Raw genomic sequence first — 16,592 nt, 5'->3', positions numbered from 1 at the left:
GAAAGTTATCTGTTTCTTTTCGAAGGTGTTTTTCTTTAAATCATGCTGAAAACAGGACTTGTTGAACATTCTGCAGAACCTTGCAACGTGCTAAATAATTTAGGAATATGTTATGATAAGGTAGTACAGAACTTGCTTGACAATTGTCAGGCCTTTTAATGGCAGGAGTGAAGAGAATGGAGAGTATTTCAATTGCAATTGATGGTCCGGCGGCAGCAGGAAAAAGTACTGTTGCTAAACGGATTGCAAAAAAGCTGGGGATTATTTATGTTGATACAGGAGCCATGTATAGAGCGCTTACTTATCAGGCGCTTCAAGAGAAGCTTGATTTGGAAGATGAACAAGCAGTCATGAAAATTTTGAATCAGATCGATATCCGGCTTATGCAGCATGAAGAAGGTCAGCGTGTCTTTATCAATGAAAAGGATGTCAGCGAGGTTATCCGCTATCCGGATGTGACAGCATCTGTTTCTATCATAGCTAAGCATCCATTAGTGCGAAAAAAAATGGTGTCAGCACAGCAAGAGCTTGCTCAGGATCACAGTGTTGTGATGGATGGACGTGATATCGGGTCTCATGTATTGCCAGATGCGGATGTGAAAATATTCCTTATTGCTTCTGTAGAAGAACGGGCAAAACGCCGCTTCGAGGAAAACAAACAGAAAGGCATCCCTACTGATTTACATACACTGGAACAGGAAATTGAGAAGCGGGATCAGCTTGATTCCACCCGTGAAGCATCTCCATTGGTCAAAGCAGAGGATGCGATTGAATTGGATACTACTTCCTTGTCTATTGATGATGTGACAGAAAAAATTCTCGCGATATGCCAGCCATTCATCAAAAAACGCAGCATTCGCTGAGCCTTTTGGGCGAATGCCTCTGTCAAACAGGAAAGTTGATACTTTTTATTTGACAAAGAAAGTGTAAGGAACAGGAGGTGTATCCCATGCTATACCAGTTAGCAAAATTCGTTGTAAGTATTCTTTTTTTCCCATTTTACCGAATTAAGGTAACAGGAAAGCATCATATACCGAAAGAGGGACCGGTTATTATTTGCACGAATCACATTTCTAATCTGGATCCCCCCGTAGTAGGAATTACCGTATCCCGAACTGTTCATTTTATGGCAAAGGAAGAGCTTTTTGAAGGGAATTTCTTAGGGGGATTATTAAGAAGAATTCATGCTTTTCCTGTAAAAAGGGGGCTGGCTGACCGAAATGCGTTAAGAAGCGGCTTAAAAATTTTAGAGGACGGAAAAGTACTTGGTTTATTTCCCGAAGGAACCAGAAGCAAGGATGGTAAACCGGGCAAAGCGTTGCCGGGAGTTGGCTTTTTTGCACTCCGGTCCCAGGCAGAAGTCGTTCCATGTGTGATTATCAGCGACTATAAATTATTTCGCCGAACGAAGGTTGTTTATGGAAAACCAATGGATGTAGCGTCATTTCGAAGCAATAAAGCTTCTGCGAAAGAAATGTCAGAGGGAATTATGGAAGAAATCAGAAATTTATACGAAATTCATAAAAATTAATTGACTTTACTTGACAAATAAAACTAATTATTAGAAGTTATAAGTAGAGTATAATGAATAATCTTTTGGCTATTCGATTGTTTGAATAGGTGAACTGTAACTAGGAGGCTAAGGATATGAGTGAGGAAAATAAAGACCTTCAAGCTTTAGAAGTTGGTGCCACGGTAACGGGGACAGTTGTAAAATTAGAAGAAAAACAAGTTCTTGTTGATATCGGATATAAAACAGAAGGTATTTTACCGATAAGCGAGCTTTCTACGCTTCATGTAGAATCCACAACTGACGTGCTATCTGAAGGAGAAGAAGTGACATTAAAAGTAAAAAAGATTGACGATGATGAAGTAGTATTATCGAAAAAAGCCGTAGATGCAGAGCAATCATGGGAAGAGCTTGAAAGAAAATACGAGCAAGGAGAAGCTTTTGAAACAACCGTTAAGGAAGTTGTTAAAGGCGGACTTGTTGTTGATGTCGGTGTGCGGGGCTTTATCCCTGCATCATTAGTGGAAACATATTATGTGGAGGATTTCAGTGATTATTTAGACCGTACATTAAAAGTGAAAATTACTGATATTGACCGCACACAAAATCGTGTTATTTTATCTCATCGTGCAATTGTTGAGGATGAAGAAAAAGAAAGAAAAGAAAAAGTGCTGCAATCCTTAAATCCCGGCGATGTGATTGAAGGCGTTGTACAACGCATCACAAATTTCGGTGTGTTTGTCGATTTAGGCGGTGTTGATGGACTTGTCCACATCTCACAATTAGCACACGAGCATGTTGAAAAGGCTTCCGATGTTGTTTCTGAAGGAGATAAAATTAACGTGGAAGTAATTTCTGTCGATTTAGACAGCGAGCGTATCTCCTTATCTCATAAAAACACTTTACCTGGACCATGGGCGGATGTAAGTGAAAAGATTAAGCCTGGCTCTACTACAGAAGGTGTTGTAAAGAGATTAGTCAGCTTCGGAGCATTTGTTGAGCTGTTGCCTGGCGTTGAAGGCCTTGTTCATATTTCCCAAATCGCTAACCGTCACATCGGTACGCCACAGGAAGTTCTTGAAATTGGACAAACTGTTACGGTGAAAGTATTGGATGTGAATGAAGAAGAGCAGCGTATCTCTTTAAGCATTAAAGAGCTGGAGCAGGAACAGGAAGAAAAGGAATACAAGCAATACGAAAAATCCGATGATCAGCCGGGCTTCCAGCTTGGTGATGTGATTGGCGATCAGTTGGATAAATATAAATAAAGATACTATTTAAAAAGCTGTGCATGCCTATGTACAGCTTTTTTTATGGATGAAACAAAAAAGAACCTATAAGAGGATGTTCAAAAAGTCCAATGAAGTGACACACCGTGCTACTAAGAACGCCTATGTCATGTGGGCAACATAGAAATCACCACGTCCTGTGGAAGCCCGTTCGTAAAAACACGCCGCCTTGAACTTTCGACGCATAAATGTTTTCGGTAGGGTGAGTAATCTTAGGTCCCAGGACGTTGCGACTTAACGGACTGATCCATTTTATCGAACTTTTTGAACATGTACTATAACAGTTTTCCTGATATTTCACTAAAAAAAAGCCATACTAACACATAAGAAATTGAGGTGGTATGTATGGGAATTGAATCTTATTTAAATGCAATCTTATTTGGCGTTGTTGCAGGAACATTGGCAAGGTTAATCACGTTACGGAGTGATTATAGACAGTATCCTACGTATTTGCATGGCAGAATTATTCACTTATCATTAGGATTTATTGCTGCGTCGCTTGGCGCATTGGCAATCCCGGCACTGCTGGAACTGGAATTTACAGCTGTAACCTTCTTAACATTAGCAGCTACTCAGTTTCGAGATGTGCGAAATATGGAAAGGAATACGTTGACAGAGCTGGATCAATTTGAACTGGTATCCAGAGGAAGCACGTATATTGAAGGTATTGCTATTTCTTTTGAAGGAAGAAACTATCTTGTTATGTTTACAGCCTTTCTAACCTCTCTGGCTTATATTGCATGGGGATGGTTTCCTTCCACCGTCGTCGGCATGCTGTCTATCATTGCCGCTCTCAGCTTTATGAGTGGTTCCACATTAAGAGATATTGTTGAAATAGAAGAATCCGCGATATCCTTCGACGGAGCCGGGTTGTACGTCGATAATATTTATATTATGAATATCGGACTGGAAGAAAGACAGGAAGAAATTTTAAAGTATGGAATGGGATTCATCCTAAAGCCTAAGAATATGAATGTGATTGCCACGATAAGTAATTTAGGGCAGCGGCAGGCTATTTTACATGATGTTTCTGTAACACTGGGTATTTATAAAGATTCAGGGACACCAGCGTTAACTCCTTTGATTAAGCGTGATTTAGATGATGGAAGACTGGGTGTTTTCATTTTACCGCTTGTCCATGATGCAGAACTGGCCAAAAAAGTAATCGGCTCCGTTCCTGTATTAGAAAATGCAATTAAAATGCCTTCCGAAGCCACTTTTTTAAAAGGAGGAAAAAAGTAAATGATTGTCGAAAAAGCAATTTTAGCTGTCATTACAACAAAGGAAGAACAGGTTGGAGGGGGCGCTCCTATTTTTATTTGCACATCACAGGAAGAGCTTGAACTATTTTCAACCAATTTAGAAGCAATTATGGATGGCATTGCCCATCGTTTAAGTGACGAGGTTTATATTATTGTCAAACACTAACGTTATAGGGATATTGAAAATAACTGCTGAGAAGGACACTTAACAGTCATTTTGAACAGATGCTTATATATTTCATTGTGGAACCTTCCTTCTTTTGCTAGAATAAGACTGAGATGCAGTGAGACTGTGTGTTACTGTATCATATAACCTGCTGATATTTTAGAAGGAATTTTGAAAAAAGAGAGGATGTTCCTTGCGTGAGGAAATCTGTAGTAGCGATTGTTGGTAGACCAAATGTAGGAAAATCAACGATCTTTAATCGATTAGTTGGAGAAAGAATTTCCATCGTGGAAGATACACCCGGTGTTACCCGCGATCGTATTTATTCGGAAGCTGAATGGCTAAATCAAACATTTAACATAATAGATACTGGCGGTATTGAAATGGTCGATGAGCCATTATTAAATCAAATGAGGCAGCAGGCTGAAATCGCGATTGATGAAGCGGATGTCATTATTTTTATGCTTAACGGCAGAGAAGGCATCACAGCAGCTGATGAAGAGGTTGCAAAGCTTTTATTCAAGTCAAATAAGCCTGTTGTCTTAGCCGTTAATAAAATGGATAACCCGGATATGCATGAAATGATTTATGAATTTTATGCTTTAGGATTTGGACAGCCATTTCCTATTTCCGGTACACATGGTCTGGGCCTGGGAGATATGCTCGATGAGGTAGTTACACATTTCCCGGCTGATGAGGAAGCGGAAAAGGATGACGATACTATTTATTTCAGCTTAATCGGCCGGCCAAATGTAGGAAAATCATCGCTGGTAAATGCTTTATTAAATGAAAACCGTGTCATCGTAAGTGAGATTGAAGGCACAACAAGAGATGCCATTGATACGAAATTACGCAAGGATGATCAGGATTTTGTCATTATCGATACGGCTGGAATGCGGAAACGTGGAAAAGTTTATGAAAGCACAGAGAAATATAGTGTTCTAAGAGCGTTACGGGCGATTGAGCGCTCGGATGTCGTCTTAGTATTGATTGATGCAGAAACAGGCATCAGAGAGCAGGATAAGAAGGTTGCAGGCTATGCACATGAAGCTGGCCGGGCCATTGTTATTGTTGTGAATAAATGGGATACGGTTGATAGTGATGAAAAAGCAATGCAAGATTTTGAAGCGAAAATTCGGGCACATTTTCAATATTTAGATTATGCACCAATTGTATTTTTGTCTGCGAAAACGAAAAAGCGGCTTCACACGCTGATTCCAATGGTTCAATTAGCCAGTGAAAATCATGCGAAGCGCATACCGACAAATGTCCTTAATGATGTTATTATGGATGCCATCGCCATGAATCCGACACCGACACTGAAAGGGAGAAGGCTGAAAGTGTTATATGCAACACAGGTGGCTGTTAAACCTCCAAGCTTTGTCGTATTTGTAAACGATCCGGAGCTAATGCACTTCTCTTATGAACGATTTTTAGAGAATAAAATTAGAGATGCATTTGATTTTACAGGAACGCCGATAAAATTATTTGCACGACGGAGACAATAGAGGAGCGTGAGGATATGAGGAAGGTAGCAGTTCTTGGTGCAGGAAGCTGGGGAACAGCACTTGCCATTGTTTTAGCTGATAATGGACATGAGGTGCGGTTGTGGGCACACCGGCAGGAGCATGTCGATGAGATTAATCAGACACACCGGAATAAAAAGTATTTGGACGTAGATATTCCTGAAGCTATTACAGCATTTCATGACATGGAAGCAGCAGTAAAAGATACAGATGCTGTAATTATTGTTGTGCCGACAAAAGCAATTCGTGAGGTTTGCCGGCAGCTGGGAAAGTACATTACTTCAAGTACGCAGATTATTCATGCGACAAAAGGAATTGAGCCTGGCACATTAAAGCGTGTATCAGAAATGATTTTTGAGGAAATCCCGGCATTCCCTTATGAGAATATCGTTGTTTTATCGGGACCAAGCCATGCCGAAGAAGTAGCACTGCGCCACCCGACAACGGTATCTGTATCAGCGGTCAATCTGGATAGAGCACGACAAGCACAGGATTTGTTTAACAGTGAAAATTTACGTGTCTACACAAGTGATGATATTTTGGGAATCGAAGTAGGAGGAGCACTTAAAAATATCATAGCCCTAGGTGCCGGCATTTCAGATGGTCTTGGCTATGGGGATAATGCAAAAGCCGCTCTGATTACACGTGGTCTGGCCGAAATTGCCCGTCTTGGTACATCTCTTGGTGCTAATCCATTAAGCTTCTTGGGATTATCTGGTGTCGGTGATTTAATTGTTACCTGTACAAGCGTCCACAGCAGAAACTGGAGAGCAGGAAACCTTTTGGGGAAAGGAATGAGCCTCGATCAGGTTTTAGACGAGATGGGAATGGTGGTAGAGGGTGTCCGTACGGTTAAAGCGGCTCATCAATTCGCTAAAGAACAAGGGGTTGAAATGCCGATCACCAAAGGAATCTATCAAGTGCTTTTTGAAAATAAAAAACCAAAAGACGTTGTGGACGAATTAATGAACCGCTCGAAACGCCAGGAAATAGACGATATCAGTAAGCTCTTAAAAGAGCGTTATTCGGATCAATAACACATAATTTTACTTCTTGCATATACTGTCACGAATGAATTGCAAGGAGGAAATCATGTGAATAATTTTCAAAAAGGTATGTTTGATAAAATACAAAAGAATACAAACATTCGCCCGGAGGAAGTCTATAAAGTAGCTGATTCGGTTAAGCATGCAGATTTTTCAGATGAGAGAACAGTCCGTAATCTTGTCAGACAGCTTTCACAAATGGCGAACAAACCCCTTTCAAAGGAAAAAGAAGATAAAATTGTACAATCCATTGTCAAAAATAAAATGCCCGGAGATATCCATTCGTTAAATAACCTTTTTAAGAAATAGGATATTATATTATCGCAGTGTAACTGGCTTCAGGTCACAAAGGAGCTGCGATACCCCTTCTCGGGTAACCGCAGCTCCGGACCGCCTGAGACAGCAGGCGGAATAAAGTTTTATTTTATAGGCAGTTGAGTATACAGATGTTTAAGATAATGCATAAGATAAATCGCACCAGCATTCAAGGAATAGAGTTGCTGAGGATTTTATTTAGTCAGCCTATGGTAAAGATACCCCCTTTGCCATAGGTTTTTGCATACTCATGAGAAAGGTTCTATTTACGGAAGAACAGCTCTGCCTAAGCGTTTAAATTGTTCAATCTTTCGTCAGTTATCTAAGCGTACACAGCTAATGAGTTATGTTATAATAGCATCTGGTGAAATGTTATTTTGATTGAAATAGGAGTGAGCGCTTTGTCAGTATCTATGTTAATGATGTACATATCCTTTGTAGGGATGTTTTTATTAATCTTAGCAACTGGGTTAATTGTTTGGAGCAGAACAAAGCTGCAAGGCTGGTTTAGTGGTATTATTACATTTTTAGCTTATATAAGTCTTGTCAGCGGAGCTTTAATTATTTTATATGTTACCTTTAGCGGGCCAACAAGGTAGAGAAGGGAGTTTCATGATGAAATATACATATTTAATGACGATACCCTTTATTCTCTTGCTCTTAGGCGGCTGCATGTATCCTCAAAGCGAACGGACAGAAAATCAGATTCCGAATGAAGAGCAGTTAGCTGTTGTTCAGCAGGCAGTTGAAACCTACAGGGAAGAAGAGGGCGGTTTAGTGCCGATACAGACAAAAGATAGCGATACGCATATCTTTGAAAAATATTTAATTGATTTCAGAGTGATGCAGGAGAACGGCTATCTTTCAGAAATACCTGGAAATGCTTTTGAGCAGGGAGGGATATATCAATATACGATTGTCGATCCAGAAGATGATCTTTTAGTCCGGCTTATTGACTTACAAACTACCGAGCAATTACGGAGTGTAAATGTACGGCTAGATGCTTATAGACAGGAGCATACATATCCAGCCTACGGACAGCAAATTACAGATCAGGTATATACAGTAGATTATGAAAAGCTTGGATTAAATGAAGCGCCGACAGTGAAAAGTCCTTTTTCACAAGCTGATTTGCCGATTGTTATGGATTTAGACGGAAGGTTGTATATCGATTATTCTTATGATTTAAACCAAGCATTGGAAGAAGACGATCACAGCTATGAAGAGGGCGAGGATATCCGTTATCTTCTGGTGGATAATTCGCCGTTTGTTCCTGCGTATTCACTGCCATATACAGTGAAAGATGGACAAGCGGTGTTTATGAAAGAGGAGTAAATAGAAAAGCCATGCAGTTTTAATAATAAACTGTGTGGCTTTTTTAGCGTCAAGCATAGTCAATAGGATTTTTTGTCTGAACCTCTTTCATACACCGGGAATTTATAAAATGGTCTGGTTTTGGATAATTATTTATAGATTAAACGGGTGTTTTTTGTTCTATCTAAAAAACAAAACAGAATAAATAGATTCATGACGCATATACATGAGATATAAAGTTTGTTTTATAAAATGCCATCTTTCATTTGTAACTTGCTTAGAGGACCTTTTAAAGCCAGATATGACGTCTGATAAAAATATGTGAAACGAGTCATAATCCAATAGGACAACGTCATAGACTGTTAGTGTCCAACTATTACGGGTGATGTATATCAAAGTACGGAGATCGGGAGGGGATCTTTTGGAAAAAACAGATATTTTTAAGGATATATCGAAACGTACCAATGGCGACATATATCTTGGAATCGTCGGAGCAGTCCGTACGGGAAAGTCCACCTTTATTAAGAAATTCATGGAGTTAGTTGTACTTCCTAATATCGAAAGTGAAAGTGAAAGAGCAAGAGCGCATGATGAATTACCGCAAAGTGCAGCAGGAAAAACAATTATGACGACAGAGCCAAAGTTTGTTCCGAATCAAGCTGTTCAAGTAAATGTAGAAGATGGTTTAGATGTGAATGTCCGCCTTGTTGATTGTGTTGGATATGCTGTGGAAGGTGCAAAAGGGTTTGAGGATGAAAATGGCCCGCGTATGATTCATACGCCATGGTATGAGGATCCTATCCCATTTCATGATGCAGCAGAAATTGGAACCCGTAAAGTGATTCAGGAGCATTCCACAATTGGTGTTGTGGTGACAACAGACGGCACCATTGGAGAAATAGACAGAGAAGACTACATTGAAGCAGAAACTAGAGTTATTGAAGAATTAAAAGAGGTTGGCAAACCATTTATTATGGTGATCAACTCAACAGAACCACACAGCCAGAAGACTTCTCTGCTTCGTGAAGAGCTGATGGAGGAGCATGATATTCCAGTGCTGGCAATGAGCGTGGAAACTATGACAGAACATGATGTGTATAGTGTATTACGGGAAGCCTTGTTTGAATTTCCGGTGCTTGAAGTAAATGTGAATCTGCCTAGCTGGGTCATGGTTTTAAAAGAAAATCACTGGCTTCGTCAAAATTATCAGGAAGCTATTCAAGATACGGTCAAGGATATCAAACGCTTGCGTGATGTCGATCATATCGTTGGTTATTTCAAGGATTATGACTATATTGAGAGAGCTAATCTGGCCGGTATGGAAATGGGGGAAGGGATCGCTGAAATTGATTTACATGCCCCGGATCAATTATATGACCATGTTTTAAAGGAAATCGTTGGAGAAGAAATTCGCGGCAAAGATCATCTATTAGAACTGATGCAAGACTTTGCTTATGCAAAACGGGAATACGATCAAGTAGCAGGAGCATTGCAAATGGTAAAACAAACCGGTTATGGCATTGCTGCACCTACTCTGGAAGACATGCAGCTGGATGAGCCGGAAATCATTCGTCAGGGTTCCAGGTTCGGCGTCCGGTTAAAAGCAGTCGCACCATCTATTCATATGATTCGGGTTGAGGTAGAATCTGAATTCTCTCCAATTATTGGAACAGAGAAGCAAAGTGAAGAACTGGTCCGCTATCTCATGCAGGACTTTGAAGAAGATCCATTATCTATTTGGGAATCTGATATTTTTGGCAGGTCGCTCAGTTCTATCGTCAGAGAAGGCATACAGGCTAAAATCTCTTTGATGCCGGAAAATGCAAGATATAAATTGAAAGATACACTGGAAAGAATTATTAACGAAGGTTCCGGCGGCTTAATTGCTATTATTTTATAAAAGAGGATGCTCAAAAAGAAAATACCCTAGATAAGCAGCTAAATTTATAGCTGTTTATTTTTTGTCTATATAAAAAACCATAAAGAATCTAAGGAAAAAAGTATAAGTGCAACGTTTTTGATAGGATGAGTAATCGCAATCCCAACTAAGTCTGTCACCTAAAAGCTTGGTGACAACCAAGTTTTCTTTAAAGAATAAGAAAGTATATGAAAAATGCTGAGGATAGCCGCTCCAGAAATACACTAGAATCAGCTTCTTTTCTTTGAAAGAAAGCAAATGAAACATATTTCTTCAAAGATGGGAGCGGAGGGAAGTCGACTCCTGCGGGAAAAGCAACAGGTGAAGACCCCGCAGAAAGCGGTCTTCTTTCGAGGAGGCTGAGCGTTGCCCGCGGAAAGCGACTTCCCGTAGCGGACATCTCCTCGGCAAGAACATCAGTATTTTAAAGACCAAGTGATTTTCTTGGTTTTTCTAAAAAATTTTTTCCAAGAACGGCAAAAAAATCTTATAAATACCGTATAGATTTATGGAAAGGTGACAATGCTTGTTGCATAAGAGTTTAGCCTGTTTCTCTTAAGAAAAAGGAAAATTTATGTAAAATCTCAATAAATTCTAGAAAAATCGATGGTTTTTGTTGAATTTTATTTAAAACTCGTTTATTATAAGCCTTGTCATCACATATTTAGGGTGACTATAATGAAACAGACCATGGGATAGGCAATTAACTAGCCTATTTGTCTAATGAACATCCTGGGAGGAGGTGAATGTCATGAATAAAACAGATTTAGTAAATGCTGTGGCTGAAAAAAGTGAACTTTCTAAAAAGGACGCAACAAAAGCTGTGGATGCAGTATTTGATGCAGTCATGGATTCACTGAAAAATGGTGAAAAAGTACAACTAATCGGTTTTGGTAACTTTGAAGTTCGTGAGCGTTCTGCACGTAAAGGACGTAATCCACAAACAGGAGAAGAAATCGAGATTCCTGCAAGCAAAGTTCCTGCTTTCAAACCAGGTAAAGCTCTTAAGGATAGTGTAAAATAATATTTTACATATCCAGAGAGTGCACAAAAGGGAGGGGCACGTTTATGAACGTGTCCCTTTCCTTTTTTTCATATGAATAATCCGTGTGATTCTTTACGGAAAATATGTTATGTAAAATAGACTCATATCAAAAGGAAATTTACATACGAGGAGGGGCAAAGTATGGATGATCAAAATACAAAAGCAGATTATTTCGTTATTAAAGCTCTCGAAGACGGTGTGCATGTTATTGGTTTGACTCGTGGAAGCAATACGAAGTTCCACCATTCTGAAAAGCTGGATCAAGGCGAAATTATGATTGCTCAATTCACAGAGCATACCTCTGCTATTAAGATACGAGGTAAAGCACTTATTCAAACAAGTCATGGTGAAATAGAAAATGGAGCATCAGAAGCGTAGGGAGCTCCTGTCAGCTCCTTATTTAGTGTTTGGAACTGCTGTGGTTATTTTTTCTGAATAAGAAAAATTTATACGAATACTGTATACTTTCTTTATCCCCCAAAAACAGGCTCCGCCCTTAGAGGTGTAGGTTAAAACAATCAAAAAGTCAGCCGTTATTTCCTTGTCCCGCCACGTCATTTTTGTTTGGCTTTTTGAACAACCTCTCCAGACGTATTTTATCACAGTACAGCTGGTTGGGGTCAGGGCAGCTCTTTTCGATAGTACTGCGTCTGCTCGCCTCAATAAAAACCTTTGTGCTTCGGTCCCAGCTGTATTGAAGTTTCACTTTATTCCTTAGGCACAAAAATTCTTGAAATAACCGCACTTATAAAGCATACTATTCTTGAGTTCTGATGATATTGCCCCCTCTGAAGATAGGGACGTTTTAATTTTTTCGAACAAACCTGTACTAGAATGAGTTCTTTCGTTTTTATAACGTTTAAAATGTGCTATAATATCTAGAGCAATGGAAAGGCTGAAAGGATTCAGGTGATAGTGTTGACTACATTTATGACAACAGATAAAGGTTATAGAAAAATACTGGAAAATAAATTGCATGATTCATACATTCATAAGCATTTATCTTATCCAGTTATCGATGAAGAAAAGTGGAATTTATTACTCTTTCTCGTTGAACAACATAAATCATTAAGTCCTTTGCAGCGTGAAAAGTATATTATTTCAACAATGCTTGTTCAAATTGCCTTGGATACACATGATTTTGTCCCCATTAAACAAAATGCTGATACAGAAAGTGAAATGATTGAAAAACAGCTTCAGGTTCTTTCGGGAGACTATTACAGCGGATTGTATTATTTATTGCTTGCAGAAGCAGGTGAAATCCAGTTTATTCAGATACTTGCCAATGCCATTCGTGAAATAAATGAATTAAAAGTGACTTTATACTATGAAGATCAATTACCACTGGAAACATGGCTAAATCTAAAAATGAAATTGAATGCATCCTTATTGGTACATGTTGCAAAATATTTACATGAACCAAATCTAGAGCCCATCATCCAAAATTGGCTGATGTATCGGCGTTTAGATACAGAAGAAGCAATTTATGGCTATTCTTTGCTGCGTACAGAATGGGAAGCACGTAATAATAAAGCAGCTTCTATACCGCTAATTGATGAGAAATTAATCAGGGATTATGAAAAAGCAGTATACCGTGCTATTTCCCAGCTGCCCGCTTCAAGTATGTTTATAGAGCAATTTATCTATTCTCAGGAAACAAATGAACGGAGAACATCAAGACTTTAAAAGGAAGTGTAATGTATTATGAGTTTTTCATCAAAAGAAGAACGTGTCCATCATGTATTTGAAAAAATATATGAAAACTACGACTCGATGAATTCTGTAATTTCGTTTAAACAGCATACATTATGGCGTAAAGATGTCATGAAACGAATGCATGTATCACCCGGTGACAGCGCATTGGACGTATGCTGCGGTACTGGAGATTGGTCCATTTCCTTAGCGAAGGCAGTCGGTTCTGACGGGAAGGTAGTTGGGCTGGATTTCAGTGAAAATATGCTGTCTATCGCTCAGGAAAAAGGAAAACAGGAGCAGCTGGATAGCATCGAATGGATACATGGCAATGCGATGGAACTTCCTTTTGATGATAATCAATTTGATTACGTAACCATTGGATTTGGCTTACGGAATGTCCCTGATTATATGACCGTTTTAAGAGAAATGTACCGTGTTGTCAAACCGGGTGGTATGGTTGTTTGTCTGGAAACTTCGCAGCCTACATTGATCGGCTGGAGGCAACTATATTATTTCTATTTCAGATTCATCATGCCATTATTTGGAAAAGTGTTCGCAAAGAGCTATCAGGAATATTCCTGGCTGCAGGAATCTGCGAAAGACTTTCCAGGCAAAGACCAATTAAAGCAAATGTTCTTTGATGCAGGCTTTAAGCATGTCGATGTCAAAATGTATGCCGGCGGTGGTGCTGCGATGCATATGGGGCATAAATCTTAAATAAAGAATGAATTTACTAGTAAAATAAGGTGACGTACATGAGACTACCAAAGATTTATGGGTTTTTAACGAAAGATATGGACACTATTGAAAAAACATTACAAAAGAGTATTCAAGCTGAACATCCCGTACTTCGAGACGCTTCTACAGCATTATTGAAAGCAGGAGGGAAACGTATTCGTCCTGTTTTTGTTTTGCTTTCATGCCAATTAGGAAATTATGATTTTGAGAAGATACAAAAAGTTGCTGTGACGTTAGAACTCATTCACATGGCAACCCTTGTTCATGATGATGTCATTGATGAAGCAGAGCTCCGCCGCGGCAAGCCGACGACTGCTTCTCAATATGGAAATCGAATTGCGATGTATACAGGAGACTTCATTCTTGCAAGAGCTTTGGAAGAAATAACGAAAATAGCTGATCCAAGAATACATACATTATTATCGAAAACACTTGTTGAAGTATCCATTGGGGAAATTGAGCAAATCCAGTTTAAATATCAATGGGATCAAAATTTGCGTGACTACCTTCGCCGGATAAAGCGGAAAACAGCATTATTGATTGCATGCAGCTGTAAATTAGGTGCGCTTGTCGGCGGGTTAAGTGATCAAGATGCTAATAAACTCTATCGCTACGGTTACAATGTTGGCATGTCTTATCAAATTATTGATGATATTCTCGATTTTACTTCCACAGCAAAAGAACTGGGTAAGCCGGCAGGAAATGATTTATTACAAGGCAATATTACACTACCTGTCCTTTATGCGATGGAGGATAAAGAATTAAGAAATCAACTCACAACATTAATTAACAGCAATCAGGATATTGATGAAAAATCCATGCAGAAGCTAATTGCCTGCCTGAAAAATACAGATTCCATCCAAAGAAGCTACGCAGTCAGTAATCTTTATTTACAAAAAGCATTGAAATCTTTAGATGGGCTGGAAGCATCGCGAGCGAAGAAAAGCCTGCAGGATATTGCCGCATTTATAGGGAAAAGGCGTTCCTGAGCAAATAAAATATTGTTATTTGACTGATAATTTGTTACTATTTTAGAGGTTACAATTTTCAAGGATGCTCAAAATGTCCAATAAAAATGACGCTGCGAATTTCGTTGTTAGCTTGCTTTTGCGGTACTCACGTATTTAAAAGCATACGTTCCGTTACTCAAAACTGCGCTACCTAGAACTTCTTGGTCCTTTTTATCGAACTTTTGAACTCTTATTTTATTATAACTACATATGGATAGGGTGATTGAAATGGAAAGAACTTTTTTAATGATTAAACCAGATGGTGTACAGCGTAATTTAATTGGAGATATTGTTGCGCGCTTTGAACAAAAAGGATTTAAATTAGTCGGCGCTAAACTAATGACCGTATCCGCTGATTTGGCTGAGCAGCATTACGCAGAACATAAGGAGCGCCCGTTCTTCGGTGAACTGGTAGATTTTATTACTTCCAGTCCTGTATTTGCGATGGTATGGGAAGGTGAAAATGTTGTTGCTTCCGCCCGCACAATGATGGGAAAAACCAATCCATCTGAAGCGCTTCCAGGCACAATCCGCGGAGATTATGGTATTAATGTTGGAAAGAATATCATACACGGCTCAGATTCTCTGGAAAGCGCTTCAAGAGAAATCAGTCTGTTTTTTGATGAAAATGAATTTAATTCTTACAATAAACAGAATGAAGCTTGGGTTTATTAAAGTAAAAGCGTTGTAAAAACCTCCGTTAAACATGCGGAGGTTTTTACGTACTACACTATAGAAAAATAAAGGGAAACTTCGTACAGTTTTTTTGATGCGCTGTTCTTGACGATGAGGGAAGTAACCATGTTGATACAGCTGTTGCATCACGATATGGCGTTTTTACCCGTAAGGTACATTATTGAGGGAGGATAACCAATGAGAGATGATTATGATTTAATGAAACAAAAGGTGCATCAATCACTTAAATTAAATTTGGACTTATATAAAGAGGCACAGATGAAACGCCGGATCACCACATTAAGAGATAAGCATGGTTTTAAAAGCTACATAGATTATTTTGCGGCTTGTCAAAAAGACGCTGGGCTGCTGGAGGAATTTACAGAAAAATTAACCATTAATGTTTCTGAGTTTTATCGGAATCCAAATCGCTGGGATGTTCTGCAAAAGAAAATAATTCCAGAATTAACAAAAACGAAAAGGAAGATAACGATTTGGAGCGCTGCCTGTTCTACAGGTGAGGAGCCTTATAGTCTTGCTATGATGCTGGAAGAATATTTTCCAGGGTTAAATTACCAGATTCGGGCAACCGACTTTGATCAGGCCGTTTTAAATGCAGCAAAGCAAGGAAATTATCAGGAGCGTTCTTTAAAAGATTTGCCGGCTGCTTTAAAGAAAAAATATTTCACATCGAATGGTACCATATTTCAAGCCGACCCTTCCTTAAGAAAGCATATCCGTTTTGAGCGGCATAACCTGTTAGAAGACCCTTATCCCAGAGATATTGATTTAATCGTTTGCCGAAACGTGTTAATTTATTTTACGGACGAAGCAAAAAATAATATCTTTCACCATTTTAACAAAGCGTTGACAAAAGGCGGCTGTTTGTTTGTCGGCAGTACCGAACAAATATTTAATGCCGAACAATATGGCTTTTATTTAGAAGATAGCTTTTTTTATCGAAAACAATAAATTTACACTACCCGAAATGCAGTGTAATATGATATAGTAGTTAGAAAACTTTCAACTATTTAAATGGGTAAAGTATATTCACTATTGTCAAAAAAATATGACATGTTTCTG

General features: G+C 38.9%; 18 protein-coding genes. All 18 read left to right on the top strand.

Features of this window, described 5'->3' with window-relative positions; all coding sequences use genetic code 11:
* The first annotated feature begins 176 nt into the window (after positions 1 to 176).
* The 18 genes from cmk (at position 177) to FLK20_RS00590 (ending at position 16,481) form a co-directional block, all read left to right on the top strand.
* Positions 177 to 863, top strand: a complete 687-nt coding sequence (gene cmk / locus FLK20_RS00675; protein WP_152654634.1) for a (d)CMP kinase — start codon at positions 177 to 179, stop codon at positions 861 to 863.
* An 86-nt stretch (positions 864 to 949) separates the two neighbouring features.
* Positions 950 to 1,531, top strand: a complete 582-nt coding sequence (locus FLK20_RS00670) for a lysophospholipid acyltransferase family protein (RefSeq protein WP_152654633.1) — start codon at positions 950 to 952, stop codon at positions 1,529 to 1,531.
* A 116-nt stretch (positions 1,532 to 1,647) separates the two neighbouring features.
* The gene (gene rpsA, locus FLK20_RS00665; RefSeq protein WP_152654632.1) at positions 1,648 to 2,778 is read left to right on the top strand and encodes a 30S ribosomal protein S1; all 1,131 of its coding nucleotides are present in this window, start codon (positions 1,648 to 1,650) and stop codon (positions 2,776 to 2,778) included.
* 366 nt (positions 2,779 to 3,144) lie between these two features.
* Positions 3,145 to 4,041 (top strand): YIEGIA family protein, encoded by an 897-nt coding sequence (locus FLK20_RS00660; RefSeq protein ID WP_152654631.1) that lies wholly within the window; start codon positions 3,145 to 3,147, stop codon positions 4,039 to 4,041.
* Positions 4,042 to 4,227, top strand: a complete 186-nt coding sequence (locus FLK20_RS00655; RefSeq protein WP_152654630.1) for a capping complex subunit for YIEGIA — start codon at positions 4,042 to 4,044, stop codon at positions 4,225 to 4,227.
* A gap of 197 nt (positions 4,228 to 4,424) precedes the next feature.
* Entirely contained in the window at positions 4,425 to 5,735 is a 1,311-nt protein-coding gene (gene der, locus FLK20_RS00650; RefSeq protein WP_152654629.1) for a ribosome biogenesis GTPase Der, read from the top strand.
* Between the two features lie 14 nt (positions 5,736 to 5,749).
* Complete coding sequence (locus FLK20_RS00645) at positions 5,750 to 6,790, top strand: NAD(P)H-dependent glycerol-3-phosphate dehydrogenase (RefSeq protein WP_152654628.1); 1,041 nt, start codon at positions 5,750 to 5,752, stop codon at positions 6,788 to 6,790.
* A gap of 57 nt (positions 6,791 to 6,847) precedes the next feature.
* Entirely contained in the window at positions 6,848 to 7,108 is a 261-nt protein-coding gene (locus tag FLK20_RS00640) for a stage VI sporulation protein F (RefSeq protein WP_152654627.1), read from the top strand.
* Positions 7,109 to 7,515: 407 nt separating this feature from the next.
* Positions 7,516 to 7,713, top strand: a complete 198-nt coding sequence (locus FLK20_RS00635; protein WP_152654626.1) for a DUF2768 family protein — start codon at positions 7,516 to 7,518, stop codon at positions 7,711 to 7,713.
* Positions 7,714 to 7,726: 13 nt separating this feature from the next.
* Positions 7,727 to 8,449: a hypothetical protein gene (locus FLK20_RS00630; protein WP_152654625.1), complete on the top strand. Its 723-nt coding sequence runs from the start codon at positions 7,727 to 7,729 to the stop codon at positions 8,447 to 8,449.
* Positions 8,450 to 8,849: 400 nt separating this feature from the next.
* Positions 8,850 to 10,328 (top strand): stage IV sporulation protein A, encoded by a 1,479-nt coding sequence (gene spoIVA, locus FLK20_RS00625; protein WP_152654624.1) that lies wholly within the window; start codon positions 8,850 to 8,852, stop codon positions 10,326 to 10,328.
* Positions 10,329 to 11,097: 769 nt separating this feature from the next.
* The gene (locus FLK20_RS00620) at positions 11,098 to 11,370 is read left to right on the top strand and encodes an HU family DNA-binding protein (protein WP_152654623.1); all 273 of its coding nucleotides are present in this window, start codon (positions 11,098 to 11,100) and stop codon (positions 11,368 to 11,370) included.
* A 162-nt stretch (positions 11,371 to 11,532) separates the two neighbouring features.
* Positions 11,533 to 11,769: a trp RNA-binding attenuation protein MtrB gene (mtrB, locus tag FLK20_RS00615; protein ID WP_152654622.1), complete on the top strand. Its 237-nt coding sequence runs from the start codon at positions 11,533 to 11,535 to the stop codon at positions 11,767 to 11,769.
* Positions 11,770 to 12,309: 540 nt separating this feature from the next.
* Entirely contained in the window at positions 12,310 to 13,077 is a 768-nt protein-coding gene (locus tag FLK20_RS00610; protein WP_152654621.1) for a heptaprenyl diphosphate synthase component 1, read from the top strand.
* Between the two features lie 18 nt (positions 13,078 to 13,095).
* Positions 13,096 to 13,803, top strand: coding sequence for a demethylmenaquinone methyltransferase (gene menG / locus FLK20_RS00605; RefSeq protein WP_152654620.1), 708 nt, complete (start codon positions 13,096 to 13,098; stop codon positions 13,801 to 13,803).
* 38 nt (positions 13,804 to 13,841) lie between these two features.
* Positions 13,842 to 14,813 carry a heptaprenyl diphosphate synthase component II gene (gene hepT / locus FLK20_RS00600; RefSeq protein WP_152654619.1) on the top strand — a complete coding sequence of 324 codons (972 nt, stop codon included), beginning with the start codon at positions 13,842 to 13,844 and terminating at the stop codon, positions 14,811 to 14,813.
* A gap of 249 nt (positions 14,814 to 15,062) precedes the next feature.
* Positions 15,063 to 15,509, top strand: coding sequence for a nucleoside-diphosphate kinase (gene ndk / locus FLK20_RS00595; protein ID WP_152654618.1), 447 nt, complete (start codon positions 15,063 to 15,065; stop codon positions 15,507 to 15,509).
* A gap of 198 nt (positions 15,510 to 15,707) precedes the next feature.
* Complete coding sequence (locus FLK20_RS00590; RefSeq protein WP_152654617.1) at positions 15,708 to 16,481, top strand: CheR family methyltransferase; 774 nt, start codon at positions 15,708 to 15,710, stop codon at positions 16,479 to 16,481.
* Positions 16,482 to 16,592: the final 111 nt, after the last annotated feature.

The organism is Oceanobacillus sp. CFH 90083 (assembly GCF_009389585.1).
Taxonomy (GTDB): domain Bacteria; phylum Bacillota; class Bacilli; order Bacillales; family Amphibacillaceae; genus Oceanobacillus.
This window is presented reverse-complemented; position numbering and strand designations above follow the sequence as displayed.